A 26847-nucleotide genomic window follows, 5' to 3' on the forward strand; every position below is an offset into this window, starting at 1 on the left:
ACCAGACGGTTGAAAGCGACCACGGTGAGGATCATCGTTAGGGTAGCCGCCAGCAGCATCGGGTAGTCGCCATGCCCCGTGGCCTGGGCGATCAACGCCCCTAACCCCAGCGTCCGATGCGCCTGCCCGGCGAACTCCACATACTCGGCCACAATCGTCGCGTTCCATGCCCCCCCGCTGGCGGTGATCAGGCCGGTGATTAGATAAGGAAAAATGGCCGGAAGGATCAGCACCCGCCATCGCTCCAAGCCATGGACTCCCAGGATCCCGGTGGTGAAGATCAGATCCCGGGGGATCGCCGAGGCGCCAGCGATGATGTTGAAGAGAAGATACCACTGGGTCCCCATCAGCATTAAAGTGACCGCTGCCAACTCGATCCCCACTGGGAGCCGGAGCATGAAAAGCAAAATCACCGGGAAGAGGGCGGTCGCAGGGATGGAGGCAACCACCTGAATGAGGGGCTGCACCCGCGCGGCGAGCGGCCGGTTCATCCCGATGGCCACCCCCAGGGGAACGGTCCAGGCCAGGGCGATGAGCTGAGCCGCGAGGACGCGAGCCATCGAGGCCAGGGTCGCCATCGCGAGCAAAGGGACGTTGGATAGCGGCAGGGCGCTCAACAGACGGAAGGCGGTGTGAACCCCATAGGCGAACCCGATCCCAGCCATCGCTACCAGAGGAATCAGGAAAACCCAGACCGGAATCGGGTTCAGCGCTGGGCGGGCGGCGAGCTGGGTGCTCAAACGGCCCAATAAGGCGTCCACCCGCTCCACCATGGGATTCCACACCCGCTCGATGAACCATTCCGACAGCGCCGCCCGCTGCCACAGGTCATAGAGCCAAGAGCTTGGCGCCTCCTCGCTTTCCACCATCTCCTGCCGGAATTTGTCGGCCCAGGCCAGCAGCGGCCGCCAGATCAGCTGATCCATCCCCACGATGATCCCCACCAGGGCCCCCAACCCCCAGGCCAGCGCCTGTAAATCCCCCTGCTCGGCGGCCAATTGGAGAAACGCTCCCAAGCCGACCAGCCGGAAGTCCCGCGCGCCGACCGTGAAGGTCTCCGCCGCCATCAGGAAGAACCAACCGCCGGCCCAGCTCATCATACTGTTCCAGATCAAAGGGATCGCCGCGTGGGGAAGCTCCAGATGCCGGAACCGCAACCACGGGTTCAGTCGGAAGATCCGAGCCGCCTCCCGGAGATCCTCGGGGATGGTGATCATGGACTGATAAAAACTGAAGGTCATGTTCCAGACCTGGCTGGTGAAGATCAGGATGATGGACGCCAGCTCGACCGCGATATCCTCCGGAAGGATCGCCGTGAGCGATAGGGCGACCACGGGGAGGAACGAGAGGATAGGGACCGACTGCAGCACATCCAGTAGTGGAATGATCACGATGCTGGCCCACCGTTGCGTGGCCGTTACGTAGCCCACGGCGAGGGAAAATAAAAGGGAAAGGGCGTAGGCCGCCGCCATACGCAGCAGAGAGCGAACCGCATAATAGGGCAGGACCTCCGGGGCCAGCCGGATGGTGGGCCCGGAGATGGTGGCCGGCGCCCGGACAGCCAGGGCCATCCCCAGCATCAGAATGGCTGTGAGGAGCAACAGAATGGCGATGTCGGCCCCGGTCAGGGCGACGCGGATTGGGATGAACGCGCCGAAGAAGCGCCGCATCGATCCAACCCCACGCAGGGATGATAACGGATGACCTCACCTCAAAACCCCTCCTGAGGGCCTTAGGAGACCCGGAGGCCGCTGAAGGGAGCTTCCCAGCTCCTATCCACGATCTTTCTCCTCCTCCCCCGTATCTGGCTCGGAACAGAGCACCTCCGTGCCCCTCTACTTCGAGGCAGGAGAAGCTTTCGAACCCTGGAAAGCGGGCCACTAAGAGTTTTGAGACGAGTTCATTCGAGCCCGGATCATTTTAGCTCAGAGCGCCATTTCCTGAGAGGGGCGAGGATCGACGTCTCCACGAAGCAGCGCACGAGGGATTCTCAAGAGGCACCCAGCATCGGCGCACCGACCCTGAATGTTCAGCGGGGGAGCAAAGGGAGTTCGGTAGCCACCCCTTGCGGTAGCGGCGAGCTCCGAACGTCAAAGGTTCAAAGGGGCCACGCGGTGAGGCGAATTGCCCCGCCCCTCTTTCCCCTCCCCATGGGGCCAAGCCGCACGGGGAGGGGAAAGAGAGCGACCCTCAGAGGGTTCGTTCGCTCAGCGATCCCCTCCGCCATAAGGGCCATCACCTCGCTTTACCCCAAGGGCTTGCAAGGCATCCGCCCCAAGAGGCTTGACGCTTATATGCTCGTATGAACAGTGAGTTGCTTCGCATGAGCATGCCGAATAATATCGATAAAGCAGATGAGCGAAGAGGCGGATGGCCTACCCTCCTCCCTTCCCCGCAGCCCTTTGAGCGGCGGTGGGAAGGCACGAAAGCCCTGAGGGGTCGCCCGCGCTTGGGGGCCGTTTTCAAAGATTCCCAGAGCCATAAAAAACGCTCCAAGCAATGAGCGAGGAGGAAGGAGGAGCTTCAATGGCGCGCACAGCGGAGCGGGTGCGTTATTTCACGGAATCCGTGATCCGAGAGATGACCCGATGGGCGCATCAATTTGGGGCGATCAACCTGGCCCAGGGGTTCCCGGATTTCCCGGCCCCGGAGCTGCTGAAAGAGGCGGCGGTCCGCGCGATCCGAGAGGACCATAACCAGTATGCGATCACGTGGGGAAGCCCGCGGTTGCGGGCGGCGATCGCCGAGAAGTATCGCCGCTTTTACGGAATGGAGATCGACCCGGAGCGCCACATCACCGTGTGCTGCGGGGCCACCGAGTGCATGATCGCCACCTTGCTTGCCTTGTTAAATCCCGGCGATGAGGTCATCATCTTCGAGCCGTTCTATGAAAATTACGGCCCCGACACATGGATCAGCGGGGCGAAGCCGATCTACGTCCCTCTACGGCCGCCGGAATGGACCTTCGATCCGGACGAGCTGCGGCAGGCCTTCTCGGATCGAACCCGGGCGATCATCCTTAACACCCCCCATAACCCGACCGGCCACGTGTTTTCCGAAACGGAGCTCCGCTGGATCGCTCAGCTATGTCAACGTTATGACGCCTACGTGATCACCGATGAAATCTACGAACATATCCTCTACGATGGCCATCGCCACATCCCCATCGCCACCATGCCCGGAATGTGGGAACGAACGGTCACCATCAGCGGGATGTCGAAGTCCTACGCGGTGACCGGATGGCGCATCGGATGGTGCATTGCCCCCGAGGATCTCACAAACGCAATTCGTAAAGTCCACGATTTCCTTACCGTCGGTGCCCCCGCCCCGCTCCAGGAGGCGGGGGGGGTGGCCCTGCAGCTTCCCATCGCTTACTACGAGCAAATGCAGGCGGATTACGACCGACGGCGGCATCTGTTGGTGGAGGCTTTGGAGGAATTGGGGTTCGAAGTATGGTGGCCGCAAGGGGCGTATTATGTGATGACCGATTTCCGGGCTTTTGGGGCGGAAGACGACACGGCCTTCGCGATGCGTCTGGTGCGAGATATCGGGGTGGCCGTGGTTCCCGGATCCAGCTTCTACGCCCATCCGGAACGCGGGCGCACCCAGGTCCGGTTCGCTTTTTGCAAGCGAGAGGAGACCCTCCGGGAGGCGGTGGCCCGCCTCCGGCGGTTGCGGGCGTAGCACATGTGGCGTTTGTGTCTTTGGTAGGGGCACCCCCTGGGATGCCCCTACGATGGACGTCTGGGCCTCTCATAGGGCACCCTTTGTGGGTGCCCCGTGTGGATCGGGTTGTCCGCATCCGTTCATTCACGCTCTCCAGCGAGGCTGCTCACCGCTTCAATCAGGGCCTGATGAAGGGACTGAAGATCCACGTGGGCCAGAGAGGCCTGAGCGTAATCCGGGCGACCGCCCCCTCCTCCCCGGCCCAATCGGCCGAGGATCCGTTTCAGGGCTTCCCGGGCGTCCACGGGGACCCCCGGCCCGCAGGCGACCGTCAGGAGGCCCTCCGCGCCCCCTGCGGCCAGGATCACCAGACGGGGACGCCCCTCGCTCAGCCGTCGGGCCAGCCGAGGCACCAGGCCTGAGGGGAGCTGCGGCCATACATGCAAAAGGATCTCGCCGAAGGAAGCGGGGCGGGCCTCTTTCTCCAGCGCGGGGAGAGCGAGCTCCAGATAGAGCTCCTGCATGGCGGCCATCGCTTTGCGCGCTTCCTTCAGATCGCGTTGCAGCGCCCGGATGGCGTCGGGCAAATCGGCCTCGCCCGCGCTGAGGAAGCTCCCGATTTCGCTCAACAATCGATGCTTTCTTTGATAATCCCGTAACGCCCGCCAGCCGCAGAGAAAGCTCACCCGTGTGACCTCGCCCCGCCGCTCCAGTTTCAGGATCTTAATCGGCCCGACCTCTCCGGTGCGCCGCACGTGGGTCCCGCCACACGCACTGCGATCGAATTCCGCTACCTCTACAACCCGGATGGATCCTTCGACCTTCGGCGCACGACGCAGCTCAAGCCCCTTGACGTCCTTTTCCCCCACAAACCAAGTCCGCACCTCCCGGTTCTCCAGGACCACGCGGTTGGCCAGTTCCTCCGCCGCTTCGATCGCCTCTAATGGAAGGCCCGTCTGATCGAGATCAATGGTGACCGCTTCCTGGCCCATATGGAAGGATACCGTTTGCGCGCCGGTGATCCGCAGGAAGGCTTGAGAGAGGATATGCTGACCAGTGTGCTGCTGCATATGATCGAAGCGGCGTTCCCAATCGATGCGGCCTTCCACCTCCCGTGCGCTCAGGGGATGGGCCAGGATATGGAGGATCGCCCCATCCACCTCCCGCTCGATCACCTCCACCACAGGGATCCCGTTCAAGGTCCCAAGATCATGGGGCTGCCCCCCACCCGTCGGATAGAAGGCTGTTCGGCTCAAGATAACCGCTGGCTGACCATTATGTTCACCGATCTCTACGACAGCGGCGGTGAACCGCTGCAGGTATGGATCGTGCCAATAAAGTCGCTCCGTCATGGATCAGCCTCCGCTTTCCGGGAATCCCGAGGGCCCTGGTGGCCGAATGGAACGCTCGTTTGAACACACTTTTAAGCCGTTTCCCTGGGGGTTTGGAGGAGCAGGGGGCCATCCGCCCTCCTCACTGCACACCCAAAAACCAAGATGGAAGAAGCAGGAGCACTGCTTTTATTTTGTTTTGAGGATATGGAATGGTGAGGCCAGCGGCCCCACAAAGCCCCCAGGAGGAAACCGCCGATATCCGTATTGGCGCTGCGTGAGATCCGCTGAATAGTTGCACCTGAGTTTGCATTATACTTGATTCGGTAAAGGGATCTCATTGGGCTGGAGCATCGATGTTCTCACACCCTCTAGAGGAAGCAGAGGTGCTGGATCTGATCACCCGAGGCCGGCGCACAGGCCAGCCTCATCGGGTGGAGCTTTGGTTCGTTTATCGGGATGGAGCTGTCTATTTGATGGCCCACGCCCGATCCCACGGCCAGGGAACTGACTGGTATCAAAACCTGAGGGCGGATCCCCACGTGATCATCGAGGCGGAGGGAGGGCGGTGGGAAGGGGTCGCTGAGCCGCTGTCGCCGGAATGGCTCCCAACGGTGACCGACTGGTTTCGAGAGAAATACGGCGCAGCGACCGTGCGCCATTGGTATGAAGGCACCCCACGCCTGCCCGTCCGCGTGTGGCTTAAGCCATGAGGGGTGGATGCACAATTACAGCACCCTCAGGGATGGGGGGCCAGGAAGGTTGCCGCAAGCAGCCCCGTTGCCCCAGATCACCGTAGATCAAGAAACGGCGAGCAGATCCCAAAGGTCTTAGGAGAGGAGACGGAATGGCTTCGCCCTTCGCCCAGCTGCAAAAAATCCTAAAACATGAAGCCCAAGACGGTTACCGGAACCGCATCGTGATCGGGGGAATGGGCCGATTCGCCGATCACTGGTATCGCCAGGCCCGTGCCTCTCTGAAGGAACACGATCCGGATCTCCTTCTCCTCCTGGAAGCGATCTACGCAGATCTTCGACGCTATGAAGCCGCTGACACCGAAGAACGTCGGCGGTTGATCGAGGGGATCGAGGCCCGAATTCAGGAGGGTCTCCAGCGGGAGCGGGAAGCCCGAACCTCCCGGGCGGCCCCGACCGCTTCACCATCCGCACCCCAACCCACCCCTTCACCGCCCGCCCCTCCCGCCGGGGAACCCCAGGGGGAACCGCCGACGCCCATGCCCCCAATACAGCCCGCGCGGGCGGCGCCTGCCCGCGCGCGTTCCCGCAAAGCCCCCCCCGTCTCCCCCAAGCTGGCCGCGAAGGTGGAGGCCATGGGGCTGGATGCCCCGGTCCATTTGATCCATGGGGTGGGACGGGAGCGCGCGCAACGCCTGGCCCGCCTCGGGGCCCAAACCATTCGGGATCTGCTGTATCTGCTCCCTCGCCGGTATGTGGACTTCCGCGCCCTTAAGCCGATCAACCGCCTCCGTGTGGGGGAAGAGGTGACCGTGATCGGCGAGGTGATGGATATCGGGAGCAAACAGACCGGGAACGGCCTCACGGTCATCAAAGCGCTCCTCACGGACGGCTCCGGGGTCATCGAGTGCACCTGGTTTAACCAGCCGTATCTGCTCGATCGCATTCAGCCAGGCCAGTTCATCGTCGTGAGCGGGCGGGTGGATGAGTTCCTGGGCCGCCCGGTGTTCCGTTCCCCGGAGTGGGAGCCCGCTGATCGGGAGCTGCTGCACACCGCCCGTATCGTCCCCATCTATCCCTTGACGGAGGGCCTCACCCAGCGCTGGATGCGCACCATCCTCAAACGAGTGGTAGACTACTGGGCGGACCGGATCGAGGATCCGATCCCAAGCTGGATCCGGGAGGCCTACGGTTTCCCGGATCTCTCCACCGCGCTGAAGCAAGTTCATTTCCCGGAGGATTGGGAGCCCCTGGAGCAAGCGCGCCGGCGTCTGGCCTTCGATGAGGTGTTCTATCTGCAGATCGGGCTGCTGGAAGTTCGCCGGCGGTGGCGCAGCGCCCCGGGGCGGGCGCTTTCGTTCGATGAAGCAGCCCTCGGGCGGGCCATCGAGGCCCTCCCCTTCCCGCTCACCGGCGCTCAGCAGCGGGCCCTGGCCCAGATCCTGGCGGACATGCGCTCAGGCGTGCCGATGAACCGCCTGCTTCAGGGAGAGGTGGGCTCCGGTAAGACCGTGGTGGCGGCGCTGGCCGCCTACGCGGTCTTCCTGGCGGGGGCCCAAAGCGCGATCATGGCCCCGACCGAGATCCTGGCGGAACAACATTACCGAACCCTGATCGCCCTGGCGGAGCGCTGGGCCGGCGCCGGGCTTCCCACCCCAACCATCCGTTTGTTGACCTCCGGGGTCACAGGGACAGAGCGGGCGCTGATCTACGGGGAACTGGCCGAGGGGACATGCCATCTGGTGGTGGGAACGCACGCCCTGATCCAAGAGGAAGTGAACTTCCACGACCTGGCCTTCGTGGTCATTGATGAACAACAGCGCTTTGGGGTGTTGCAACGGGCGGCCCTGCGGGGCAAAGGCTACAATCCGCACGTGCTGGTGATGACGGCCACGCCGATCCCCCGCACCCTGGCCCTCACCCTCTACGGCGATTTGGATCTCTCGGTCCTGGATGAGATGCCGCCGGGTCGACGGCCGGTGCTGACCCGCTGGCTGATGCCGGAGGAGCGCGAGCGGGCCTACGCCTTCATCCGCCGTCAGGTCGAGCAAGGCCGCCAGGCTTACATTATTTGTCCCCTGGTAGAAGGTTCCGATAAAATCGAGGCGAAAGCGGCGGTAGAGGAATACGAACGCTTACAGCGCGAGATCTTCCCGGACCTCCGGCTGGGCCTGATCCATGGGCGGATGAAATCCGAGGAGAAAGAGGCCGTGATGAACGCCTTCGCCCGCGGGGAGATCCAGATCCTCGTGGCCACCCCGGTGGTCGAGGTGGGCGTGGATGTGCCCAACGCCACGGTGATCCTGATCGAAGGGGCGGATCGGTTCGGGCTGGCCCAGCTGCATCAGTTCCGGGGCCGGGTCGGACGAAGCAGCCATCAATCCTATTGCCTCCTGCTGGCCGAATCCCCCTCTGAGAGCGCCATCGAGCGCCTCCGGGCCATTGAGACCATTTATGACGGCTTCCAGCTGGCTCAGAAGGATCTCGAGATGCGCGGGCCGGGCGATTTCCTGGGGACCCGCCAGAGCGGCTTCCCGGAGATGCGCCTGGCCGATCTGACGGATTTACGCCTCCTGGAGATCGCCCGTGAGGCGGCGGAGCGGCTGGCCGAGCGCGACCCGGACCTTCAGGCCCCAGAGCATCAGCATCTGGCGGAAGCTGTGACCCGCTTCTGGCAGGGCCCCGTGGAGCCCAGCTGAGGGCAGCGATCCGTAAACGGGAGCCTAAGAGACGGCAGGCGAAATGAGCCGAGCTTCTTCCTGGGAGCTGGAGATGACCCGAGCATTGTATCCGGCGTCTTTTGATCCGATCCACTACGGCCACATCGACATCGCCACGCGGGCGGCAGCGATCTTCGACGAGCTGGTCGTCGGTGTCTACGATCGCCCCAGCAAGAGCCTGCTCTTCTCGCTGGAGGAGCGCCTGGCCTTGGTGCAAGAGGCCCTGCAGCATCTCCCCAACGTCACGGTCACCGCTTACAGTGGCTTAACGGTGGATTTCGCTCGGCGGATCGGCGCCCGCGTCATCGTGCGGGGCCTGCGGGTGGTATCGGATTTCGAGCTGGAGCTCCAGATGGCCTTGACCAACAAGCAGCTGGCTCCGGAGATCGAGGTGGTGTGCCTGATGACCAGCCGGGACTACGCATTCATCAGCTCCAGCATCGTCCGCGAGATCGCCCTGCTGGGCGGGGATGTCTCGTCGATGGTCCCTCCCCACGTCGCCCGGGCGCTGGCCGCGAAGGCCGCCGAACGCACTGGGGAGGCGGTGCCCATCATTTCGATCCGCGAGTGAGGAGGCTGGGATGGACATCTTGCATCTGATCGATCAGCTGGAGCAGCTGGTCCTCCGCAGCCGGCCTCTCCCCTTCCTGAGGTGGGTAGTGATCGAGGAGCGGCGGCTCCTGGATTTGATCGATCAGATGCGGGTGGCCATCCCCCAGGAGCTGAAGCAGGCCAGACGGATCACCCAGGAGCGGGAGCGGATCATCGCCCAGGCGAAGGAAGAGGCCGAGCGCATCGTCGCGCTGGCCCAGGAGCAGGCGGGCGAGCTGATCGCCCAGCACCAGGTGATCCAGGCGGCGGAGCAACGCGCCGCCCTGATCATCGAACGGGCCCAGCGGGAGGCGGAGCGCCTGAAAGCCGATGCCGACGATTACGCCCTGACCCGGCTCCTGGAGCTCGAGGAGACCCTCTCCCGGCTCCTTCAAGTGGTCCGGAACGGAATCGAGAAGCTCCAAAATGAGCGCGAGAATGAGCCCTCACGTTCCCCACAAACCTCAGCGGACGCTCCTGATCGCCACCCATAACCCCGGGAAGCGCCGGGAGCTGGCCGCCCTCCTCGCCGATCTCCCGGTGCGGCTGGTGGATCTCCTGGAGCTGGGGATCTCGGAGGTCGCGGAGGAGATCCACGAGCGGATGGAGGAGAACGCGCGCCGGAAAGCCCTCACCTATTGCACCCGCAGCGGCCTGTGGACCCTGGCGGACGATTCGGGGCTGGAGATCGATGCCTTGGGAGGGGCTCCAGGGGCCCAATCCGCCCGGTTCGCCGGGCCTGAGGCGGACGACCCCGCCCGGATCCAGAAGGTTCTGAACCTGATGGCGGGCATCCCATGGCCCCAGCGGACCGCGCGCTTCCGCTGCGTGATCGCCCTGGCCCGACCGGGGGAGGAGCCGGTGCTGGTGGAGGGGCGCCTCGAGGGCTACATCGCCCTGGAGCCACGCGGGACGCATGGCTTCGGCTACGATCCGATCTTTTACATCCCGGAGCTCGGGAAGACCATGGCCGAGCTTCCCATGGAGGAGAAAAATCAGGTCAGCCACCGGGCCCGCGCGGCTCGGAAGGCCGTTGAGATCTTGAGGCAATGGCTGGCGGAGGAAGCGGAAGTAGACCCATAGAGGGAGGAACATGGGGCCAGCGGAGCTTTTGAACCGTCACTCGTTTTTGATATTCGGCGGCCTGGCGCTGTTGGGGCTGGCGGCTTTCCTGCTCCTTCGACGAGCGGGATGGATCGGATGGGGGCTCTGGGCCCTGATCCTGGTCGCGCTGGTGGTGTTCTGGCTCTCGATGCGGGCCCGTCCCTCCCAAACCTTCGCCTCGCAAGCCGAGATCGAGGCCGCTCTTCGGTCCGGACAGCCGGTGCTGGTCTATTGGTTCTCCAATTACTGACTGGGATGTCTCTCCATACAGCCTGCCGTGCGCAGGATCGAACGCAACTGGCGTGAAGGACGCGTGCTGTATGTAGAGGCCCTCAGCCCTGCCGGACGCGCGTTCGGCAGGGCTTATGGGTTGCGCCTGACGCCGGCCTTTGCGCTGTTCGATCCGCAGGGACGCCTGATCCGCACTTGGGTGGGAGCAGCTGACGTCCCCAGCCCGGCCGAGTTAAGGGAAAGCCTTCGAGGGCCATAGGGATGCGTCTTGGGCTTGCGCCATGGGGCCGTGGGCGAATGGACTATAATGGGGCGCGAAGGAATCGATTCCCTGTATGGAGGTTTCTATGTTTTGTCCGCCGGGGACGACAGGAGCGATCCTGTGCATTGGAAGCTTCGCCATCCGGGCCTATGGGCTCCTGCTCATGCTCGGGATCCTGTTAGGGGCTTGGCTGGCCGCTGCCGAGGCCCGACGACGGGGGGAGAACCCCGATCACGTGTGGGATGGCCTGCTGGTGGTTTTCATCCTGGGCCTGATCGGCGCGCGCCTTTACCACGTGTTCTCCAACCCGGAAGGCGCGGTGGGCTGGACCTACTACCGAGAGAACCCGATCAAGATCTTCTATATCTGGGAGGGCGGGCTGGCCATCTACGGCGCCCTGATCGGAGGGTTGATCGGGTTCCTCCTTTACGCGTACCGGCACCGACTCGCGGTCTGGCGTTGGCTGGACATCGTGGCGCCCTCTATCTTGGTCGGCCAGGCCATTGGCCGCTGGGGGAACTTCTTCAACCAGGAGCTCTATGGCCCCCCCACCACCCTGCCCTGGGGGATCCCCATCGCTCTGGAACATCGCTTGCCCCAGCACCTGACCCTGCCGCCGGAGACCCGTTTCCACCCCGTGTTCCTGTATGAGTCCCTGTGGAACACGATTGGCTTCCTCATTCTCTTCAACCTGAACCGGCGCTTCGGCCACCGGCTCCGCGAAGGAGATCTCTTCGCACTGTATCTGATCTGGTATCCCCTTGGGCGTCTGTGGGTGGAGAGCTTGCGTCCGGACGCCTGGAAGATCGGAAACATCGCCACAGCCCAGATCTTTTCCCTGATCGCTTTGGCCCTCGGGTTGGCCCTCCTCCTCCGCAACCGACTCCAGGCGCGCGCCCGGCGGGCCGAGGAGGGGCCCATCGGGGAAAGCGGCCAAACCCGGTAGAGGCACCCCATTGGGGCGGGCCTTGTGCCCGCCCCTACGCAGGGCACCTGCGTCCCCTGATGTAGGGGCACCTCTTGTGGGTGCCCCCGGAAAACCCAGAACAGGACGAACCCCTCCATGGCGATCCGGCGATGGGTGGGCGTGGCCTCGGGCGGTGTGTTCGTTGCAGCGCTCGGGGCCGCGTTGGTCATCTCACGGGCGGAAGAACAGGACGCCTTCTGCGCAGGCTGTCATCTCCGTCCGGAGCAGACCTATGTGGGCCGGGCCACGGCGGCTCGCTCGGACCGCGCGGCGGACCTCGCCGCCGCCCATGCGGCCGCCGGGATCTCGTGCGTGGGGTGCCATCGAGGGGATCAATCCCTCCCCCATCGCGCCCTCTCCTTGGGTCTGGGGGCCTGGAACACGGCCCGCACGCCGTTCACCCCACCGGAGGTCCCCCACCACCCGGTGCGCCTCCCGGCCCTCCCCGAAGCGGCGTGCTGGCGCTGCCATATCCGAGAACCCCAACGCGGAGGCGTCGGGCCGGGAGAGCTCAACCCCGTCACCCTGGAGACCTTTGAGAACCACTTCCACACCGATTTGCTCCGGCCCGACCTTCGAACGTCGGTGCGCTGTGTGGATTGCCACCGCGCCCACCAGGAGACCTTCGAGCCCTTCTTCGCGATCCGGGAGATCGTGATCCCCGCCTGCGAACGCTGCCATCGGGAGGTCGGCCGGGGGCCGATCCGGATGGGGCCATGAAGCCGCGGCGCTGGCTCTTCGTCTCGGTCCCCTTATGGGGCCATCTGGATTACGGCGGTTACCTCGATCTGGCCGTCGCCCTGGCCCGGCGAGGCCATCAGGTGCTCTGGGCCAGCGGCCCTTTGATCCAAGAGGCGGTGGTCCGCCGCGGCCTGCCCTTCGCCCCCCTGGCCTCGGTCGGGTGGCGATGGCTGCCGCCGTGGCGTCCGGAGCGGGTTCCTCCGACCGAACGGGAGCGGCAACGGCGGGAGCGGGCCCTGGACGCCTGGCTCCACCCGGAGGAGCACGCCCGGGGCCTCCGGGCCCTGGGATCCCTGATCGAGGCGTGGCGGCCCGATGTCCTCGTCGCCGAGCCCTTCGCCGGTGCGGCAGCGTGGGCGGCGGAGCGCTACGACCTTCCCCTGATCGTTGTGGGCTTCCCGGCCGGCCGCTGGCCCAATCCGACCACTCCCGAGGCCCGCGAGGCCCTCCAGCAGGCCCAGGCCCGCCTGGCCCACGTCGCCGCCTCCTTGGGCCTCACAGGGCGCTATTGGCGGGCAGATCCTTTCCCCCAAATCGTCTCCCCGCTGGCCCATATCGTCTTCTTCCCCGCCCCCTGGTTCTCCGACCTGGAAGCGCTGGATCCACAGAACCGGTTCTTCGGCGGCCGCCGAGGGGCGGCGATGGACCTTACACCCAACCCCCGCCCCCGAGCCCTCATCACCTTGGGGAGCACCTTCACCGAGGATCCCGCCTTCTTCATCGGCGCGGCCCAGGCGGTCCAGCGCCTCGGCGGGGAGCCCATCGTCGTCCTCGGGCGGAGCCCTTTCGCCCTCACGTTGAAGGAAACCGTTCGCCGCGCGCTGCCCGACCTTCCCCTTCTGGAATGGGTGGAATACGACCAACTGTTCCCCACCCTGGATCTCGTCATCCACCACGGGGGGATGGGGACCACCCACACCGCCCTGGTGCACGGCGTCCCCCAGCTGATCGTCCCCCACGCGGGGGAACAGCACCTCCAGGCCCGACGGGCGGAGGCGGCCGGGGTCGGCCGGATGCTGCACCCCTCCGAGGCCACGCCCCGGCGGTGGGAGGAAACCATCGCCGGGCTGCTGGAGACTCCCCACCTTCGGGCTCAGGCTCGCCGCTGGGCGGAGATGATGCACGCCGCGGGACATGCCGAGGAAGCCGCCGAGGCGGTGATCGAGATCGCGTAGGTGATTCACAAAGCCGCCCGTCCCGAAAAATATGCAGGAAGCTACCTCACGATTCCGCCCTTCTCACGCGATGTCAACCCGGGTATCCGGGGTTTCCGCCGGGGGACTTTGGGGGCCCTTCCCCGCTTACAGGGCGGGGCGCTACCCGGAGCGAGTTTTCAGAGGCTCTCTAACGCCCGGCCAAAAACACCCCCATCAGGATCAAGACCAACCCTCCCAGCACCCATCCGGAGAGCGGCTCGCCGAGCCAGAGGGCGCCCCAGAGGACGGCGAAGATCGGGTTGAGGTACGTCACCAGCGAGATCCCCACCACCCCCACCCGTTGTAACAGGCGGTAATACATCACGTAGGCGATCGCCGTCCCCAGGACGGCCAGCGCGAGCAGGGCGGCGATCGAGATCGGCGCGGGCGAAAGCGTCCAGGGATGATCCAGGATCAGACTGAGGGGAAACACCATCAGCCCTCCGTACAGCAGCTGCCCGATCGCCGCTTGAACGGGTGGGATCCCCCTCAGGGCGCGGCGGGCGTAAACCGTAGCGGCTGCGTAGGAGATCGCCGCGAGCACCACTGCCCCTTCCCCAACGATGTAGTGATGGGCCGCCCGCCGCAGGTCCGGGAAAAGCAAAACCAGGATCCCCAGGAACCCGAGGAGCAGCCCGGCGAGCTGGCGCCGGGAGGGCCGCTCCTCTCGTAGCATCCAGGCGGTCATCCCTGCGGCCCAGAGGGGCATCGTGGCGATCAGCACCCCCGCGATCCCGCTGGCGATCGTCTGCTCGCTCCAGGCGACCAAGGTGTGTGGGAGGGCGGCGTTGAAGAAGCCCATCACCCAGAAAGCGCCCCGGGGCGGATCGCCTGCGGGCTTGTGCGAGGAAACCCGACGGAAGAGCAAGAGAAGCGCCGCGCCGATCAGCAACCGCCCGGCGACAAAGGTGAGCGGCGGGATCGTCCGCACCCCCAGCGCGAAGAACAAATAGGACGCACCCCAGATCGCCCCTAAGGCGAGCAACGCAAACAGGTCCCAACCCTTCATCGAGCCTCACCGGGAAAAGGGCTTTCATAGGGCCCCATCCAACCACAAAAGCGTCGAATCGACAAGCCTCCACAAACGAGCTGACGGACACGGGAATCCTCTGCGCACAAGCGAAGGTCATAGATCCTCTAGGTGAGGATCGGTGCGGCTGCACCTGGCCGGATGCCTTCACTGGCCCCACCGGTGGCCGCTTCCTGGGCTACCGGGAGGTGACGGTCGCCTTCCAGGACCCGAACGGTGCCTCACTGAAGCAGGAATGGACCCGCTTCGTCCTTCCGTGAGATCTGCCCATGGCAACATCAGCAATCTGGACAGTTTCTCCTGTCCGGGCATTTCGGCCGCCACCGTCCGGTATACGTATGATGCCTTCGCTCCGCATCCCCTCTGGCGTCTCGCGCTACGAGTGGGGGAGCACACCGACCAATCGCCGCTACGTTGGTCAGCGGTGGGAGTTATTCGGATTGTATGACTATGGCGCACGGATGTATTCGCCATCGTTAGGACGGTTTATCAGCGCGGATGTCTTAGTTCCCAATCCTGCTGATCCCCAATCGTTGAATCGCTACGCTTATGTTCAGAACAGCCCATTGGTCTACATAGATGGCGGTGGCTGCCTGTCCATCATTCCACTCCCCATCGCGGGCGGCCTCGCGGTGCTCAGAGTTGTGGACTATGGCTGGACCACCTACGATATGTACCAATCAGGGCGGGTGCTGGCGAACCCATCGGCAACCGATGAGGAGAAACTAATCGCCAGTTTCAATCTCGTGCTCTCTGTGCGGCTGGAGGCAACCGAGCTGGATGACTGGCTGCCGGCCTCGTTGCCGCTGGACAATCTGGCGCGGCGTGGGTTTGTAACAGGCTTGCAGGAGGCGATTCAAACAGGGGGGCTAAGAGCCGGTATGCGTTTCATCCGCGAGACGATGGGCGAGACAGCCCCACAAGTCATTCGGCACCTGTACGATCAAGGCTTGTTCCGCGGTAGAGGAAATCCTGTAAGGCGTGCGCAGGGAGGCTGGGCTGGAGGTGCATCATCTGATTGAACGACGGTTTGCCACACAGCCTGGGTTGGCCCCAGGTGACATCCCGGCAGTCGTGCTGGATCGCGCCTTCCACCAGCAGGAGGTGACAGCACGATTGTTCAGCGTTTTGCCGACAAACCGCTCGTATGAACTCCAGGATATCTGGCGCGCTTATGTAAGAGTGTATGGTGAAGATTTGAACCGCTGGGATTGGCTAGAAACCATTTGGCCTTACCTTGAGCGCTTGGGGGTGCACCGATGAGGCGGATCATGTATCTTGGCTTATATTGGGGTGACCCTCCTCCATGGGAGCCGCCGAAGTCGCCGGAGCAGAAAGAACGTGATCGGCACCGTGTCCGCGAGTTGTTAGAAGGACTTGGAATGGGTCACTTGTTTCACCCGGATCAGCGATCCTACGATTTGAAACTTGAAGTGTGTTCAACGGCATTCCATTATGTGATGGAGGAGCTTCAGAAAGCCCCTCATTTGGCCTCCTCATGGATTCGGGTAGAGCGAATCTACACCGAGCGCGAGCTTTCCTCCGCCCCGTTGCTTGTGTTGCGTCTCACCAATCAGGCGATTGAGGATGACTGGTACGATTTGGAAGATGGCTATCAAGGCGGGCCGCAGGCTTCCCACCGGCGATGTGCTGTCTGTCGGGCTGCGTTGGAACAGGTGCGCGATCTGCTGGTGGACGTCCGTAAAATGGGCCGACGGGATCTTTCACTGACCTACAGCTTCGAAGTCATCCTCTCCCCACGCCTGGCCCGAATGTTGCAGGAAGCCGGCTTCACGGGGTTCGCCCTGCGCCCGGTATGGCACTATCGGAGGCCTCACCAGGGTGAGCCGCCATTGTATCAGCTGGTGGTGACGAACGTTTTGCCGCCGATGGCTTCGCCGCCCACCGAGTTTGAGCCTGAGCGGCGGTGTGAGGTTTGCGGAACGGAGACCAAGTTTATCAAACATACCCACTGGTGGGGGAGGATTCCGTATTACGAGGAGACGGAGATTTACTACCCCAAGTCCGTTCTGGAACAGGTGGCCGATTTCAATGCGACGTGGGAGAAGATCGGGGAACTGCCCAGTTGGAGTCGGTTGGTGATCATCACCCAGCGGATGTATCGCTGGCTGAAGGAGCAAAGGATCCGGGGATGGAGCGCAGAGCCGGTGTATCTGGTGGAATGAGGAGGCGCTTCAACCATCGGCATTGACTCCCTCATCGCCCGGGCCACGGGGAGCGAGTTCCATTTGGTTCACTCGCTGGCGGTCAACGTTACCACCCTGGGGGTGGGGAGCACCGTTGCCAAGCTGCGCTACCTGGGGAAGCTCGCCGCCCTGGACGAGCTACGCTGATGAGGCAATGGATACACTGAGAACGGCAGAAAGGATTAAGAAGGAGGTTTTCTCAGGAGGCGACGATGGAACGTGAAGCGATTTTTCAGTTGCTCCTTGACCAGGTGCGCCAGGATTTTGATTTCCTAAGGATTCACGGGTTTACGGGCCCCTATGTTCAAACATGGCCCAGTCAAGATGTGATCTGGTTTACAGGAAAACATCTGGCCATTGAATTCCACCTGGATTGGCATGACCAGGCCTTGGATTGTTATCTGGTACGGTTGGTTGAAGGGAAAAAACCCGGAGGAGGTTATATGGATGAAGAGGGGAAGCGCATTCGGCTTCGACTGGATAGCTGGTTAATGAGTCGAGTCATCCAGGAGCCGCTATCTACCTTAGCCAAGCGGGCAAAGCGGAAAAAACCGACCTGGGGGACTCAACGCCTTCGCGAGGAGATTGAAAAACTCAAACAATATGCAGTGCTTTTGCAAGAGCGCGGACATCAAATTTTGGCAGATAATCCTCAGGCCTTTGATCAAATTGAGGAAGAGCTAAAAGAGCGTGGAGAATGAAAGCTAAAGGCGTGATTTGACCCTTGGACTGCCCTCCGGTTAAGCGTCCACACGGATGACAGATGGTGCCTCGCGGTGAAAAGGCATAAGCCTGGGCGAGGGATAGGGATCCAGCAGTAGGCTGCGGGTCGGCAGCCGGAGGGCGGGACGGCCCTCACAAAGGCTTGAAGGCCTCAAACGGCTGCCGACACGCATTGCAATAAAAGAGCGCACGGCACGAGGTCGGCCCAAAGAGGTTTTCCATCTGCGTGTCCTTGGAGCCACAGAAGGGACACGCCAACCCCTCAAACAGCACCATCGTGATCTCCCTGGAGGCCGGCTGGGGCGGCGCGATCCCCAGCTCCCGCAGCGCCTGCCGCGCCCGCTCGTTCATCCGATCCGACGTCCACGGCGGCCGGTACACCCGCCGCACGGAAACCTGACGCGCCCCTAACGCCTGAACCCGCTCGATGATCTCCCGCTCCATGACGTGCAAGGCAGGGCACCCGACGAAGGTAGGCGCGAAGGCCACTTCCACTGTGTCGCCATCTACACGGACCTCGTAGACCATCCCCATGTCCACAATGGAGACCGTGGGGATCTCCGGGTCCTTCACCGCCTCCAACGCCGCCAGGACGGCCTCGCGGGTCAGCGTAGGTCCTTCCCCTGGACGATCGTTCACCATGTCTCCCCTACCCCCGAACGGGCGACCATCTGGAAATCCGCCAGAAGCGCCGCAAGATGCGCTGTATGCTGTCCCTTCCGTCCCCCATCGATCGGCTCCGCCTCCGGAACGACCAGGGAGGCCGCCTCCAGGATGGGGCGGACCTCCGCCTCCCAACGGGCCCGCAGTTCCGCCTCCGGCGGCTGGATCCCCTCCGCCACCCGCAGATCCTCCCCAGGGGCCGGCTCGAACAGCCCTAGGGCGTGCGGCCAGGCCAGATCCAAAGCCGCCTGCATGCGACGGTGGCTTTCCTCCGTCGCATCCCCCAGGCGGACCACCCAGGCCCGGCTGTGCATCAGATGATACGTCTCCTCCCGCCGCACCTTGGCTGCGGCCTCCGCCAGCGGCCGGTAGGCGCTGGCCATCAAGGCCTCCAGGCGGACCTTCTCCGCGTAGTCGAAAAGGAACTGGCGGACGACGGTGAAGGCCCAGTCCCCTCGGGGGAGCTCCACCAGCGTGGCGTTCCGGAACTCCGGGGGATCCCGGAAGTAGGCCATGCGGTCCGGATCCGGCCAGCCCAGCTCGTGCAACAGGGAATACCAAAGGATCGCGTGCCCGATCTCGTCCTGGGCGATGCTGGCCATGGCGATGTCCGCCTCCAGGATCGGCGCATGGCCCACCCACTCCGCATCCCGATGGCCCAGCAGGACCTCATCATCGGCCATCGCCAGAAGGAGGCTTCCCAACGCCTCCCGCAAGGGCTCAGACATCCGGGAGGGATTCCCCATGGCGCTCCATCCACCTCCGTACCCGTTCCGTCACCCGGAAGCCCCGGGGCTCCCGATAGTCTTTCTCCAGGGCGGAAGCAAAAAGATCCTCCGCCTCCTCCGCCCGGGAGGCATAGATCGCCTCCGCGGGAACGACCCACAGGCTGACGCAGCGGCCCCTCCGGACGAATTGCTCCTTCGCCAGGATCAGGGCCATCTCCGGATCGGGGGCATGGACCGCCCCCACATGCACGTGGGGCTCACCGCGCTTCTCCTGAAGGAACACCTCATAGACCGGCCACTGCGTATCGCCCATCGCCCCCTCCATCCGCCTGCCGTGCCGCCTTCGCTGCCAGCGCCTCCCGCACCCAGCGGCCCTCCTCGTGCGCCCGGCGCCGGGCGGCCATCCGCTCCGCGTTGCACGGGCCATCCCCCCGGATCACCCGCCAGAACTCCTCCCAATCCGGCTCGCTGAACTGCCAGTGCCCGGTCTCCGGATCGTAGCGCAGGCTGGGGTCGGGAATCGTCAGCCCCAGGCGCAGGACCATCGGTGCATACTGATCGACAAACTCCTGGCGTAATTGATCGTTGGTCTTCGTCTTAATGCGCCAGCGCAGCAGCGTAGGGGTGTGCACCGAATCGCGATCGGAAGGGCCGAAGAGCATCAGCGCGGGGTACCACCAGCGGTTCACCGCTTCCTGCATCATCTGGCGCTGGGCCGGGGTGCCCGTGGCCAAGGCCACGAACGCATCGTAACCCTGCTTGATGTGGAAAGATTCCTCGTAGCAGATGCGCTTCATCGCCCGGGCGTAGGGGCCATAGGAGCCCTGGGCCAGCATCAGCTGGTTCACCACCGCCGCCCCGTCGATCAACAGCCCGATGGCCGCCACGTCGGCCCAGGTAGGCGTGGGGTAGTTGAACACCACGGAGTATTTGGCCTTCCCGGCCAGCAGGGCCTCGATCATCTCCTCCCGGGTGGGACCTAAGGTCTCCGCCGCCCGGTAGAGCAGCTGGCCGTGCCCTCCCTCGTCTTGCACCTTGGCGATGAGGATCAGCTTGCGGCGGAGGGTGGGGGCGTGGGGGATCCACCGCCCCTCGGGGAGCATCCCAACGACCTCGCTGTGGGCGTGCTGGGAGATCATGCGAACCAGCTGCCGCCGGTACTCCTCCGGCATCCAGTCGGTGGGTTCGATCTTCTCGCCCCGGGCGATGCGGGCCTCGAACTCCGCCAGGCGGGCCTCATACTCCGGGCCCTCCTGAGGTGGAGGCGCTTGGGCCGGGATGGGGACCGGGTACCCTTGAACGCGGTAAACGAGCATAGGCCCCTCCTTCCCAAATTTTGCTAACAAACGTTTGTTTAAATTATAGCGGGAGGGAAGGGCCTTGTCAAGGCCGCCGGCCTCTGAGGGGTCAGGATTCGGCCGAGCCGGCCCACCGGGCAGCCCCCAGCGCACCGCCGCAACATCCCGGGCCCGGCAGGGCAGCCACCGCATGGGGAGCGCTCGCTTTAGCGCTCCGCCCAGCGAAAGGGGATCCCCGGCTGCAGCGGAAACCGGCGCGCTAAGCCTTCATCCCCTGCACGATCCAATCCGTGAACGCCTCGGCGATCTGGGCGGGGGATAAGGGGCCCTTTGGGTTATACCAGACCGCCACGCCGTTGAGGGCGGTCAGGATGAACCGGGTCAGAAGCGGCACATCCAAATCCGGCCGGAACACCCCCGCTTCGATCCCCTCCCGCAGGATCTCCCGGAACATGGCCTCGTAGGCATCCCGCCGGGCAAGGATCTCGCTGCGGCGCTTCGGGCTAAGGGCGCGCCATTCGTGATTGAAGACGACCGCTGCGTCCTGACGCTCCGTGACCACCCGCAGGTGCGCCGCCACCGCCCGGCGGAGCTTCTCCAAGGGAGGATGCTCCGAGCGAACGATGGGCTCCAGACCGGACAAAAATGCCTGGGCGGCTTCGTCCACGATCTCCCAGAGCAGCTCCTCCTTCGAGGCGATGTGCGCGTATAGGCTCCCGCCCTGCAGGCGGATCGCCCGCGCGATGTCCCGGATGGAGGTGCCGTAATAGCCGCGCTGGCTGAAAAGCCGCCCCGCCGCCCGCAGAATGTCCCTGCGTCGATCACCGTCGCCTCGTCGTGCCATTTTCGCTCGCGCCTGCTGCTTAAATTGAAATGTGAAAGCATCCAGTCAAAATCGCTGGGTGCCTCGGAAGGCCAGGGATCAAGCGGAGCCGGTGATGCGGGTGACCTCCCGCCCCATCGCCGTGACCTCGTAGCCCGGCAGGGCAGCGACCGCCGCCCGGAACCGGGCGTCGTGCAGAAGCTCCAACACGGGCTGGAACCACGGGTCCTCATAAAAGGCCAGCGGGATCACCAGGTCATATCGTTCCAGCGTCAAAGGGATGAAATCCAGCCCCATCGTCACTGCCGCGGCACGGATCCCCAGCCCGGCATCCGCCCGGCCGCCGGCCACCGCCGCGGCCACGGCCAGGTGGGTCAGCTCCTCCCGCTCGTAACCCTGGATGGAACCCGGATCGATGCCCAGGCGCTGAAGATAGTAATCCAGGAGGATGCGGGTACCGGCGCCCCGCTGACGGTTGACGAACCGCACATCCGGCCGCGCCAGATCCCGCAGATCGCGGATCCCCTTCGGGTTCCCCGGGGCGATCATGAGGCCCTGCTCGCGATGGGCCAGGGTGATCACGACCACCGGCATCCCGGCGAGGTATCGGCGGATGTAGGGGAGATTGTATTCGCCGCTTTCCGGGTCCAGCAGGTGGGAGCCCGCCAGATGACACTCGCCTCGCCGGAGGGCGATGAGGCCTCCCAGGCTGCCGGCGTTCGCGCTCTGGAGCCTCCGGCCCGGGTACCGCTCCGCCAGGAACTGGGCCATCAGATCCAGCGCCATGTCGTGGCTGCCGATCGCCAAGATCGTCCCCTCGATTTCCTCCCCGCTGGTGTAAAGCTCCACCGGGACCACCTGACCCTGGTCGTAGCCTTCCACAAAGCGGGGGATGCGCAGGATCCCATCGGCCCGCACCAGCGAGGAAAGCACCCCGGCCCCCCGCGGGAGCGGCGCCGCCACATAGCGCTCCCCCACCCGTCCCACCGTCACCCGCACCCACTCCTCATCCCCCAGTGGGGAGAGCAGCTTGCGGGTGAGCACGGCGGAAAGGCGCGGCCGCCGTCGCGGCGGTCGCCCCAGCCAACGGGCGAGCAAAGGCTCCACGAAAATCTCCCCGGTGAGGGCGGCGGAGACCGGAAACCCAGGGACTCCGATCACCGGAACGGGACGCCCGTCGACGTGGAGGATCCCCAAGATGACCGGGTGGCCCGGGCGCACCGCCACCCCATGCACCAGCAGGGTCCCCAGGGTGGAGACCACCCGGGCGGTGAAATCCTCGCTGCCCGCGGAGGAGCCGGCGTTGATGAGGACCAGATCATGAGTCCGGGCCGCTGCCTGTGTGGCCTCCATCAGGCGTTCCAGGTCGTCCGGGACGATGGGGAAACGCGTGGGCAGCCCTCCCCACTCCTGGACCTGAGCCGCCAACACCAGCGAATTGAACTCGATGATCTCCCCCGGCCGTACACCCCTCGCGGCCGCCTGCTCCGGGGAGATCAGCTCCGTCCCGGTCGGGAGGATCGCCACGCGGGGCTGGCGGCGCACGCTCACTTCCACATAGCCGCACGCGGCGATCACGCCCAGATCCACCGGCCGCAGGCGATGATTGGCGGGAAGCACCAACTCCCCCGCAGCGATGTCCTCCGCGATCGGGCGGACATTGGCCCATGGGGCGATCGGTTGATAAAGGGTGATCCGGGTGGCGCGCTCCGGGGCCTCCGCATCGAACTGGACCTGCTCCACCGGGACCACGGCGTCCGCCCAGGGCGGGAGCGGATCCCCCGTATCCACATAGCAGGCTCCCCCTTCCGCGTCCGCGGGGTGAACCGGGAGAACGCGGGGTTGGGTCTCGGTGGCGCCCACGGTATCCCGGGCGCGGACGGCGAAGCCATCCATCGCGGCCGCCGGATAAGGGGGAACCGAAAGCCGGGCCCAGATCGGCTCCGCGGTCACCCGTCCCAACGCCTGATCCAAGGGCACGCGCTCGCCCGGAAACGGCTGGTCCAGCCCGGCCTCCTCCAGCGCCCGCAGCCAGCGCGCCCACGCCTCCTCCAGAGGCACATCCTCCAGATAGATCCGACGGCCCATCGGGAACTCCGTCCACAGGATCCAGCCAGAGGTGTATTTTATCCGTTTCCGCGAAAGAGGCCCATACACAAAAACAAAGGCCCTGCCATAGGCAGGGCCTTTGTTCGGGTCAGCAGGAACCTCGTTCAGGCAGACATGCGGATCACATCGTAAGCCTGCGGCCCCTTCGCCGTTTGCCGGACGCTGAATTCCACCCGGTCCCCTTCCTCCAGGTTCCGGAAGCCATCCCCAGCGATCCCGGAGTAGTGGACGAAGATATCTTTGTCCCCGTGATCTGGGCGGATGAACCCGTAGCCCTTGGTGCGGTTGAACCAGCGAACGGTCCCCTTCATGCGTGCTTCAGACATCGGACGAACTCCTTAAAAAGTTTAGGGTGAAGCCTGAGCGTGGGCTTCGTGAGAGAGCGAAGGGGGTCTGACAGTGAACCGCTGGGGCGGCCAGGGGCAGCCTCCAGGTCAACAAAAACCGCCGGGTCGTCTCAGCAGACCCGGCGGCCTGGCTTTCGACTTCCCTTCACACGTGCGCTCACACGCACCTTTAAGATACCAGGGTTTCAGGGATTTGTCAAATCCAGATCGATCATTGGGAACCATCCCCCAAGCCCCGGGGAGGGGACAATTGACCCGCTCACCCGCCCATGAGCGCCCAGACGGCCTGCTCCAAGCGCCCATTGCCAACCACGGCGGCACGCTCGCGGAAGGACCAAGGCGCGGCATCCGGCCGATGGAGATCGCCGCCCGCCTCTTTCACGATCACCGCGGCCGCCGCAACATCCCAGGGCTGGAGGGCGAAGTGGAAATAGAGATCCAGCCATCCGGCCGCGACGTAAGCCATGCCCAACGCGGCGGATCCGATGGCGCGCACCGTCTGACAACGCACGGCCAGACGGCTCAACCATCCCAGGATCTGCTCCCGGGTCTCATTGCGGTGCCCCCAATCCAGCCCGACCAGGGCCTGCTCCAGCCGCTCCGTCTCGCTCACCCGGATCGGCTTTCCATTGAGGAACGCGCCGCGCCCTCGGGCTGCCGTGAAGAGCATATCCTTCAGGGGATCATAAATGGCCCCAACGACCGGTTCGCCATCCACCAGCAAACCGATAGAGACCGAAAAGCACGGAAAGCGCCGGGCGAAATTCGTAGTCCCATCCAAGGGATCCACCACCCAGACCACCCCTTCCTCGATTTGCTCTCCGGTCCCATGTCCTCCTTCCTCGGCCAGGATCCGATGCTCCGGGCTATGACGGCGAATCACCGTTACAATCGCCTCCTGCGCAGCCAGATCGGCGGAAGTGACCCAATCCCGGAACCCTTTCTCTTGCACATGGCGGGACATCGGCCAGTAGGTACGAAGAACCGCTCCGCCGGCAAGGGCGGCCTCAATCGCGGTTAATAACCAGACCTCCAGATGAGCGCCCGAGGGGCTCATAGCTCATTCTCCTCCATGAGGGGTTCAGCGATCACGGGGCCCGTAACCGTTCCAGGATCATCCGAGCATCGGCCCCGCTTTCCAGCAAACCCATTACCTCTTCTAAACGTTGCGAATCCCACCGACTGAGAAGCGGCTCCTCGAGATAGCCCTCGAGAACCCAACCCCACATCATCCCTCGCATGGTTTCCGGGCCCACCATCTGGCGAAGCTGCATCCCAGCAGATCGACGCACAGGGAGCGCATGGGCCTCCTGAGCCCAGCGCGCCTGGATCTCGGGCTCTAGAGCCCAACGCAAGAATGACCAGGCGACGGTTTGCTGGGCTGGATCACGGGTCGTGATCGCTAAATCCCAACCCCACCCAGGGATCAGCGGGGCCATCCGCCCGGATGGGCTCGGCAACGGAGCCAGCACGAGTCGGAACCTCAATCGACCGGCTTCCGCCTCGCGCTCAAGGGTGGACAGCCAGCGGGTGGGGCCAAACAGGAGGACCGTTTCGCCATCCAGGAAAGCCCGCAGCGCCGCTCGGGGCTCGACCAGGCGGCCGCACCCCACGCGCAGCATGAATTCCAGCCCCTCGATCAATCCCCCCGCTTCATCCACGGAACGTTCAATCAGCCACCCCTGGAGCATCCGGCCATCCCGCGGGGCGATCCAGCCGGCCGTATCCGGCCTCCCGTCCCCATTCAGATCCAGCGCTCCCCGCAAGCACACCTGACGGATCCCCGTCCAATCACTGGGGGGTTGCTCAAATCCGGATTCCATCAACCGCTCCCCATCCGCATACATGATCCATCCATCCCGTAGGAAGGGGATGGATCCCGGCGCCATGGGAGCCAACAGATCTTCCCGGTCTTCAGCCGATAAACCGTGCTGGGGATCCTCCAGCCAACGGCTCAAGGGGGCCAGCCGGCCGGATTCCCACAGCTCCGGCACCGCCTCCGTGGGGATCAGAACGAGATCCGGTCCCCGTTCTGAGGGCCGTTGCAGACGATTCAACAACTCGCGGGGCCCTGGGAACGCCTCAATATAAATGGCGACCTCAGGGTGCTCCGCCATATAAGCCTCCGTTAACCTGGCCAGGGCCACCCCTCGCTCCGGATCCAGGGCGTGCCAGAGAACCAGCAACCTTGGAGGCTTCACCGCCGATGTACAGGCGGTGAGACCGAGCACCAGGATTCCCCACCACCACCGTCGAAGATGCATCATCTGGCTCCTTTGGCTCCTTCCCTATCATAATATGAGCCAGCGCTTTGTCTATCGGAATTTTGAGGGATATTCGGCGGAGGGACGGATAGGCCCTATTCCCCCTCCGGCCCCTTGAGGGGCTGCAGGGAGCGACTCGGTGGGTCTCCCTACGCCGCCCCCAACGACCTCATTCCTGAAGCTCTCGAAAAGGAGGAACATGAATGAAACCCTTAAAAATTGGTCTGGCCCAGATTTATCCTCAGCTTGGCGATCTGGGGGCGAATCTCCGGAAGCATTTGGAGGTGATTGAAGATGCGGTGATGCGCGGAGCGGATCTGATTGTGTTTCCCGAGCTCTCGCTCACCGGATACGTGCTCCAGGATCTAACCTACGAGGTGGCCATCCGCCCCGAACCGGACCATCCGATCCTCCAACCTTTGTTAAAAGCGAGCGCCCGGGCCGATTTGGTTGTTGGATTTGTGGAGTTGGATGAGCGAGGGCGCTATTACACCACAGGAGCCTACCTGTCCATGGGGCGTTTGATCCACCGTCATCGCAAAGTGTATCTTCCAACTTATGGGATGTTTGATGAAGGTCGAGATATGACCCCCGGCGATCAGGTCCGCGCTTTTGACACCCGCTTCGGGCGCTTCGGGTTACTGATCTGTGAGGACTTTTGGCATATCAGCCCGCCCTACCTTCTATGGCTGGATGGAGCGGAGGTGCTCATCTTCACCTCAGCAAGCCCGGGCCGCGGGTTGGGGACCCCGGGGAAGCTGGGAAGCTCCCGATGGGTTGAGTTGGTCAATCAGGCCTACGCAAGCCTCTTTACTGTATTTGTCATCCACGTGAACCGCGCCGGATTCGAGGATGGGCAGAACTTCTGGGGCGGGTCCACCATCTTCGATCCGAATGGGGACTTGGTGATCCAGGGCCCCTATTTCGATGAAGCCCTTATCCTTGCAACGATCGATCTGGATCAAATCCGGCGGACGCGTATTCGACTACCCCTTCTGCGCGACGAACGGCCCGGCCTGGTCCTTCGCGAGCTTCAGCGGATTCTCAATGCCGAGGGCTAGGGCGATTAAAGATTAAAGTCCTTAGGAGTTACGCAGCTGATTTCCTTGTGGGGGCTCTGGGGGCGGAGCCGGGCGCCTTTGGCGCCCGGC

Annotated in this window: 27 protein-coding genes; 15 read left to right on the forward strand and 12 right to left on the reverse strand. The window is 64.0% G+C overall.

Annotated elements, in window-relative coordinates; translation table 11 throughout:
- Positions 1-1670, reverse strand: a 1670-nt coding sequence (locus ACFMO5_RS08885; RefSeq protein WP_376792392.1) for an ABC transporter permease, incomplete at its 3' end; no start/stop codon positions are given.
- Between the two features lie 856 nt (positions 1671-2526).
- On the opposite strand from ACFMO5_RS08885, the gene ACFMO5_RS08890 reads away from it, so the two are divergent.
- The gene (locus ACFMO5_RS08890; RefSeq protein ID WP_376792393.1) at positions 2527-3684 is read left to right on the forward strand and encodes a pyridoxal phosphate-dependent aminotransferase; all 1158 of its coding nucleotides are present in this window, start codon (positions 2527-2529) and stop codon (positions 3682-3684) included.
- Positions 3685-3806: 122 nt separating this feature from the next.
- Here ACFMO5_RS08890 and ACFMO5_RS08895 read toward each other — a convergent pair whose 3' ends face one another.
- Positions 3807-5018, reverse strand: coding sequence for an alanyl-tRNA editing protein (locus ACFMO5_RS08895; protein WP_376792394.1), 1212 nt, complete (start codon positions 5016-5018; stop codon positions 3807-3809).
- A 335-nt stretch (positions 5019-5353) separates the two neighbouring features.
- Here ACFMO5_RS08895 and ACFMO5_RS08900 point away from each other — a divergent pair, with 335 nt between their 5' ends.
- From ACFMO5_RS08900 to ACFMO5_RS08945, 10 genes are all read left to right on the forward strand, one after another.
- Entirely contained in the window at positions 5354-5710 is a 357-nt protein-coding gene (locus ACFMO5_RS08900; protein WP_376792395.1) for a nitroreductase/quinone reductase family protein, read from the forward strand.
- Positions 5711-5844: 134 nt separating this feature from the next.
- Positions 5845-8391, forward strand: a complete 2547-nt coding sequence (recG, locus tag ACFMO5_RS08905; RefSeq protein WP_376792396.1) for an ATP-dependent DNA helicase RecG — start codon at positions 5845-5847, stop codon at positions 8389-8391.
- Positions 8392-8464: 73 nt separating this feature from the next.
- Entirely contained in the window at positions 8465-8983 is a 519-nt protein-coding gene (gene coaD, locus ACFMO5_RS08910) for a pantetheine-phosphate adenylyltransferase (RefSeq protein WP_376792397.1), read from the forward strand.
- A 10-nt stretch (positions 8984-8993) separates the two neighbouring features.
- Positions 8994-9497, forward strand: coding sequence for an ATPase (locus tag ACFMO5_RS08915; protein ID WP_376792398.1), 504 nt, complete (start codon positions 8994-8996; stop codon positions 9495-9497).
- The gene (rdgB, locus tag ACFMO5_RS08920; protein ID WP_376792399.1) at positions 9442-10086 is read left to right on the forward strand and encodes an RdgB/HAM1 family non-canonical purine NTP pyrophosphatase; all 645 of its coding nucleotides are present in this window, start codon (positions 9442-9444) and stop codon (positions 10084-10086) included. The genes ACFMO5_RS08915 and rdgB overlap by 56 nt, the downstream gene beginning before the upstream one ends.
- Positions 10087-10096: 10 nt before the next feature.
- Positions 10097-10357 (forward strand): hypothetical protein, encoded by a 261-nt coding sequence (locus ACFMO5_RS08925; RefSeq protein ID WP_376792400.1) that lies wholly within the window; start codon positions 10097-10099, stop codon positions 10355-10357.
- Positions 10358-10384: 27 nt separating this feature from the next.
- Positions 10385-10597: a hypothetical protein gene (locus ACFMO5_RS08930; RefSeq protein WP_376792401.1), complete on the forward strand. Its 213-nt coding sequence runs from the start codon at positions 10385-10387 to the stop codon at positions 10595-10597.
- Between the two features lie 88 nt (positions 10598-10685).
- Entirely contained in the window at positions 10686-11546 is an 861-nt protein-coding gene (gene lgt, locus ACFMO5_RS08935; RefSeq protein ID WP_376792402.1) for a prolipoprotein diacylglyceryl transferase, read from the forward strand.
- Between the two features lie 117 nt (positions 11547-11663).
- Positions 11664-12287 (forward strand): hypothetical protein, encoded by a 624-nt coding sequence (locus ACFMO5_RS08940; RefSeq protein ID WP_376792403.1) that lies wholly within the window; start codon positions 11664-11666, stop codon positions 12285-12287.
- Entirely contained in the window at positions 12284-13483 is a 1200-nt protein-coding gene (locus tag ACFMO5_RS08945) for a glycosyltransferase (RefSeq protein WP_376792404.1), read from the forward strand. Before ACFMO5_RS08940 ends, ACFMO5_RS08945 begins: the two co-directional genes overlap by 4 nt.
- 169 nt (positions 13484-13652) lie before the next feature.
- Here ACFMO5_RS08945 and ACFMO5_RS08950 read toward each other — a convergent pair whose 3' ends face one another.
- Entirely contained in the window at positions 13653-14513 is an 861-nt protein-coding gene (locus tag ACFMO5_RS08950) for a DMT family transporter (protein ID WP_376792405.1), read from the reverse strand.
- 362 nt (positions 14514-14875) lie between these two features.
- On the opposite strand from ACFMO5_RS08950, the gene ACFMO5_RS08955 reads away from it, so the two are divergent.
- The 3 genes from ACFMO5_RS08955 (at position 14876) to ACFMO5_RS08965 (ending at position 17442) form a co-directional block, all read left to right on the forward strand.
- A complete protein-coding gene (locus ACFMO5_RS08955; RefSeq protein WP_376792418.1) occupies positions 14876-15556 on the forward strand; it encodes an RHS repeat-associated core domain-containing protein in 681 nt (226 codons plus the stop codon).
- Between the two features lie 360 nt (positions 15557-15916).
- Positions 15917-16720, forward strand: coding sequence for a hypothetical protein (locus tag ACFMO5_RS08960; RefSeq protein WP_376792406.1), 804 nt, complete (start codon positions 15917-15919; stop codon positions 16718-16720).
- A gap of 233 nt (positions 16721-16953) precedes the next feature.
- Complete coding sequence (locus tag ACFMO5_RS08965; RefSeq protein WP_376792407.1) at positions 16954-17442, forward strand: hypothetical protein; 489 nt, start codon at positions 16954-16956, stop codon at positions 17440-17442.
- A 154-nt stretch (positions 17443-17596) separates the two neighbouring features.
- Here the strand turns inward: ACFMO5_RS08965 and paaD are convergent, their stop codons facing one another.
- From paaD to ACFMO5_RS09010, 9 genes are all read right to left on the reverse strand, one after another.
- The gene (paaD, locus tag ACFMO5_RS08970) at positions 17597-18103 is read right to left on the reverse strand and encodes a 1,2-phenylacetyl-CoA epoxidase subunit PaaD (RefSeq protein ID WP_376792408.1); all 507 of its coding nucleotides are present in this window, start codon (positions 18101-18103) and stop codon (positions 17597-17599) included.
- The gene (paaC, locus tag ACFMO5_RS08975) at positions 18100-18855 is read right to left on the reverse strand and encodes a 1,2-phenylacetyl-CoA epoxidase subunit PaaC (RefSeq protein ID WP_376792409.1); all 756 of its coding nucleotides are present in this window, start codon (positions 18853-18855) and stop codon (positions 18100-18102) included. Before paaC ends, paaD begins: the two co-directional genes overlap by 4 nt.
- Positions 18848-19168, reverse strand: coding sequence for a 1,2-phenylacetyl-CoA epoxidase subunit PaaB (gene paaB, locus ACFMO5_RS08980; RefSeq protein WP_376792410.1), 321 nt, complete (start codon positions 19166-19168; stop codon positions 18848-18850). Before paaB ends, paaC begins: the two co-directional genes overlap by 8 nt.
- Positions 19140-20171: a 1,2-phenylacetyl-CoA epoxidase subunit PaaA gene (gene paaA / locus ACFMO5_RS08985; RefSeq protein WP_376792411.1), complete on the reverse strand. Its 1032-nt coding sequence runs from the start codon at positions 20169-20171 to the stop codon at positions 19140-19142. The genes paaB and paaA overlap by 29 nt, the downstream gene beginning before the upstream one ends.
- A 241-nt stretch (positions 20172-20412) precedes the next feature.
- Positions 20413-20997 (reverse strand): TetR/AcrR family transcriptional regulator, encoded by a 585-nt coding sequence (locus ACFMO5_RS08990; RefSeq protein ID WP_376792412.1) that lies wholly within the window; start codon positions 20995-20997, stop codon positions 20413-20415.
- Positions 20998-21075: 78 nt separating this feature from the next.
- Positions 21076-23064, reverse strand: a complete 1989-nt coding sequence (locus tag ACFMO5_RS08995) for a molybdopterin biosynthesis protein (RefSeq protein ID WP_376792413.1) — start codon at positions 23062-23064, stop codon at positions 21076-21078.
- Positions 23065-23189: 125 nt separating this feature from the next.
- Positions 23190-23411: a cold shock domain-containing protein gene (locus ACFMO5_RS09000; RefSeq protein WP_376792414.1), complete on the reverse strand. Its 222-nt coding sequence runs from the start codon at positions 23409-23411 to the stop codon at positions 23190-23192.
- A 280-nt stretch (positions 23412-23691) separates the two neighbouring features.
- Positions 23692-24489 (reverse strand): inositol monophosphatase family protein, encoded by a 798-nt coding sequence (locus tag ACFMO5_RS09005; RefSeq protein ID WP_376792415.1) that lies wholly within the window; start codon positions 24487-24489, stop codon positions 23692-23694.
- Positions 24490-24520: 31 nt separating this feature from the next.
- Positions 24521-25696, reverse strand: a complete 1176-nt coding sequence (locus ACFMO5_RS09010; protein WP_376792416.1) for an extracellular solute-binding protein — start codon at positions 25694-25696, stop codon at positions 24521-24523.
- Positions 25697-25899: 203 nt separating this feature from the next.
- On the opposite strand from ACFMO5_RS09010, the gene ACFMO5_RS09015 reads away from it, so the two are divergent.
- Positions 25900-26757, forward strand: a complete 858-nt coding sequence (locus ACFMO5_RS09015) for a nitrilase-related carbon-nitrogen hydrolase (protein WP_376792417.1) — start codon at positions 25900-25902, stop codon at positions 26755-26757.
- The last annotated feature ends 90 nt before the right edge of the window (positions 26758-26847 follow it).

This window comes from Thermoflexus sp. (assembly GCF_042408365.1).
Taxonomy (GTDB): domain Bacteria; phylum Chloroflexota; class Anaerolineae; order Thermoflexales; family Thermoflexaceae; genus Thermoflexus.

Coding starts and splice junctions, on each gene's coding strand:
- ACFMO5_RS08950 (WP_376792405.1), bottom strand. CDS start 14,513: ATGAAGGGTTGGGACCTGTTTGCGTTGCTCGCCTTAGGGGCGATCTGG.
- ACFMO5_RS08900 (WP_376792395.1), top strand. CDS start 5,354: ATGTTCTCACACCCTCTAGAGGAAGCAGAGGTGCTGGATCTGATCACC.
- ACFMO5_RS08925 (WP_376792400.1), top strand. CDS start 10,097: ATGGGGCCAGCGGAGCTTTTGAACCGTCACTCGTTTTTGATATTCGGC.
- ACFMO5_RS08960 (WP_376792406.1), top strand. CDS start 15,917: ATGGGTCACTTGTTTCACCCGGATCAGCGATCCTACGATTTGAAACTT.
- ACFMO5_RS09010 (WP_376792416.1), bottom strand. CDS start 25,696: ATGCATCTTCGACGGTGGTGGTGGGGAATCCTGGTGCTCGGTCTCACC.
- lgt (WP_376792402.1), top strand. CDS start 10,686: ATGTTTTGTCCGCCGGGGACGACAGGAGCGATCCTGTGCATTGGAAGC.
- ACFMO5_RS08995 (WP_376792413.1), bottom strand. CDS start 23,064: ATGGGCCGTCGGATCTATCTGGAGGATGTGCCTCTGGAGGAGGCGTGG.
- paaB (WP_376792410.1), bottom strand. CDS start 19,168: ATGGGCGATACGCAGTGGCCGGTCTATGAGGTGTTCCTTCAGGAGAAG.
- ACFMO5_RS08955 (WP_376792418.1), top strand. CDS start 14,876: ATGCCTTCGCTCCGCATCCCCTCTGGCGTCTCGCGCTACGAGTGGGGG.
- ACFMO5_RS08890 (WP_376792393.1), top strand. CDS start 2,527: ATGGCGCGCACAGCGGAGCGGGTGCGTTATTTCACGGAATCCGTGATC.
- rdgB (WP_376792399.1), top strand. CDS start 9,442: ATGAGCCCTCACGTTCCCCACAAACCTCAGCGGACGCTCCTGATCGCC.
- ACFMO5_RS09005 (WP_376792415.1), bottom strand. CDS start 24,489: ATGAGCCCCTCGGGCGCTCATCTGGAGGTCTGGTTATTAACCGCGATT.
- ACFMO5_RS09000 (WP_376792414.1), bottom strand. CDS start 23,411: ATGTCTGAAGCACGCATGAAGGGGACCGTTCGCTGGTTCAACCGCACC.
- ACFMO5_RS08945 (WP_376792404.1), top strand. CDS start 12,284: ATGAAGCCGCGGCGCTGGCTCTTCGTCTCGGTCCCCTTATGGGGCCAT.
- ACFMO5_RS08940 (WP_376792403.1), top strand. CDS start 11,664: ATGGCGATCCGGCGATGGGTGGGCGTGGCCTCGGGCGGTGTGTTCGTT.
- ACFMO5_RS09015 (WP_376792417.1), top strand. CDS start 25,900: ATGAAACCCTTAAAAATTGGTCTGGCCCAGATTTATCCTCAGCTTGGC.
- coaD (WP_376792397.1), top strand. CDS start 8,465: ATGACCCGAGCATTGTATCCGGCGTCTTTTGATCCGATCCACTACGGC.
- ACFMO5_RS08965 (WP_376792407.1), top strand. CDS start 16,954: ATGGAACGTGAAGCGATTTTTCAGTTGCTCCTTGACCAGGTGCGCCAG.
- paaC (WP_376792409.1), bottom strand. CDS start 18,855: ATGTCTGAGCCCTTGCGGGAGGCGTTGGGAAGCCTCCTTCTGGCGATG.
- ACFMO5_RS08915 (WP_376792398.1), top strand. CDS start 8,994: ATGGACATCTTGCATCTGATCGATCAGCTGGAGCAGCTGGTCCTCCGC.
- ACFMO5_RS08895 (WP_376792394.1), bottom strand. CDS start 5,018: ATGACGGAGCGACTTTATTGGCACGATCCATACCTGCAGCGGTTCACC.
- ACFMO5_RS08990 (WP_376792412.1), bottom strand. CDS start 20,997: ATGGCACGACGAGGCGACGGTGATCGACGCAGGGACATTCTGCGGGCG.
- recG (WP_376792396.1), top strand. CDS start 5,845: ATGGCTTCGCCCTTCGCCCAGCTGCAAAAAATCCTAAAACATGAAGCC.
- paaA (WP_376792411.1), bottom strand. CDS start 20,171: ATGCTCGTTTACCGCGTTCAAGGGTACCCGGTCCCCATCCCGGCCCAA.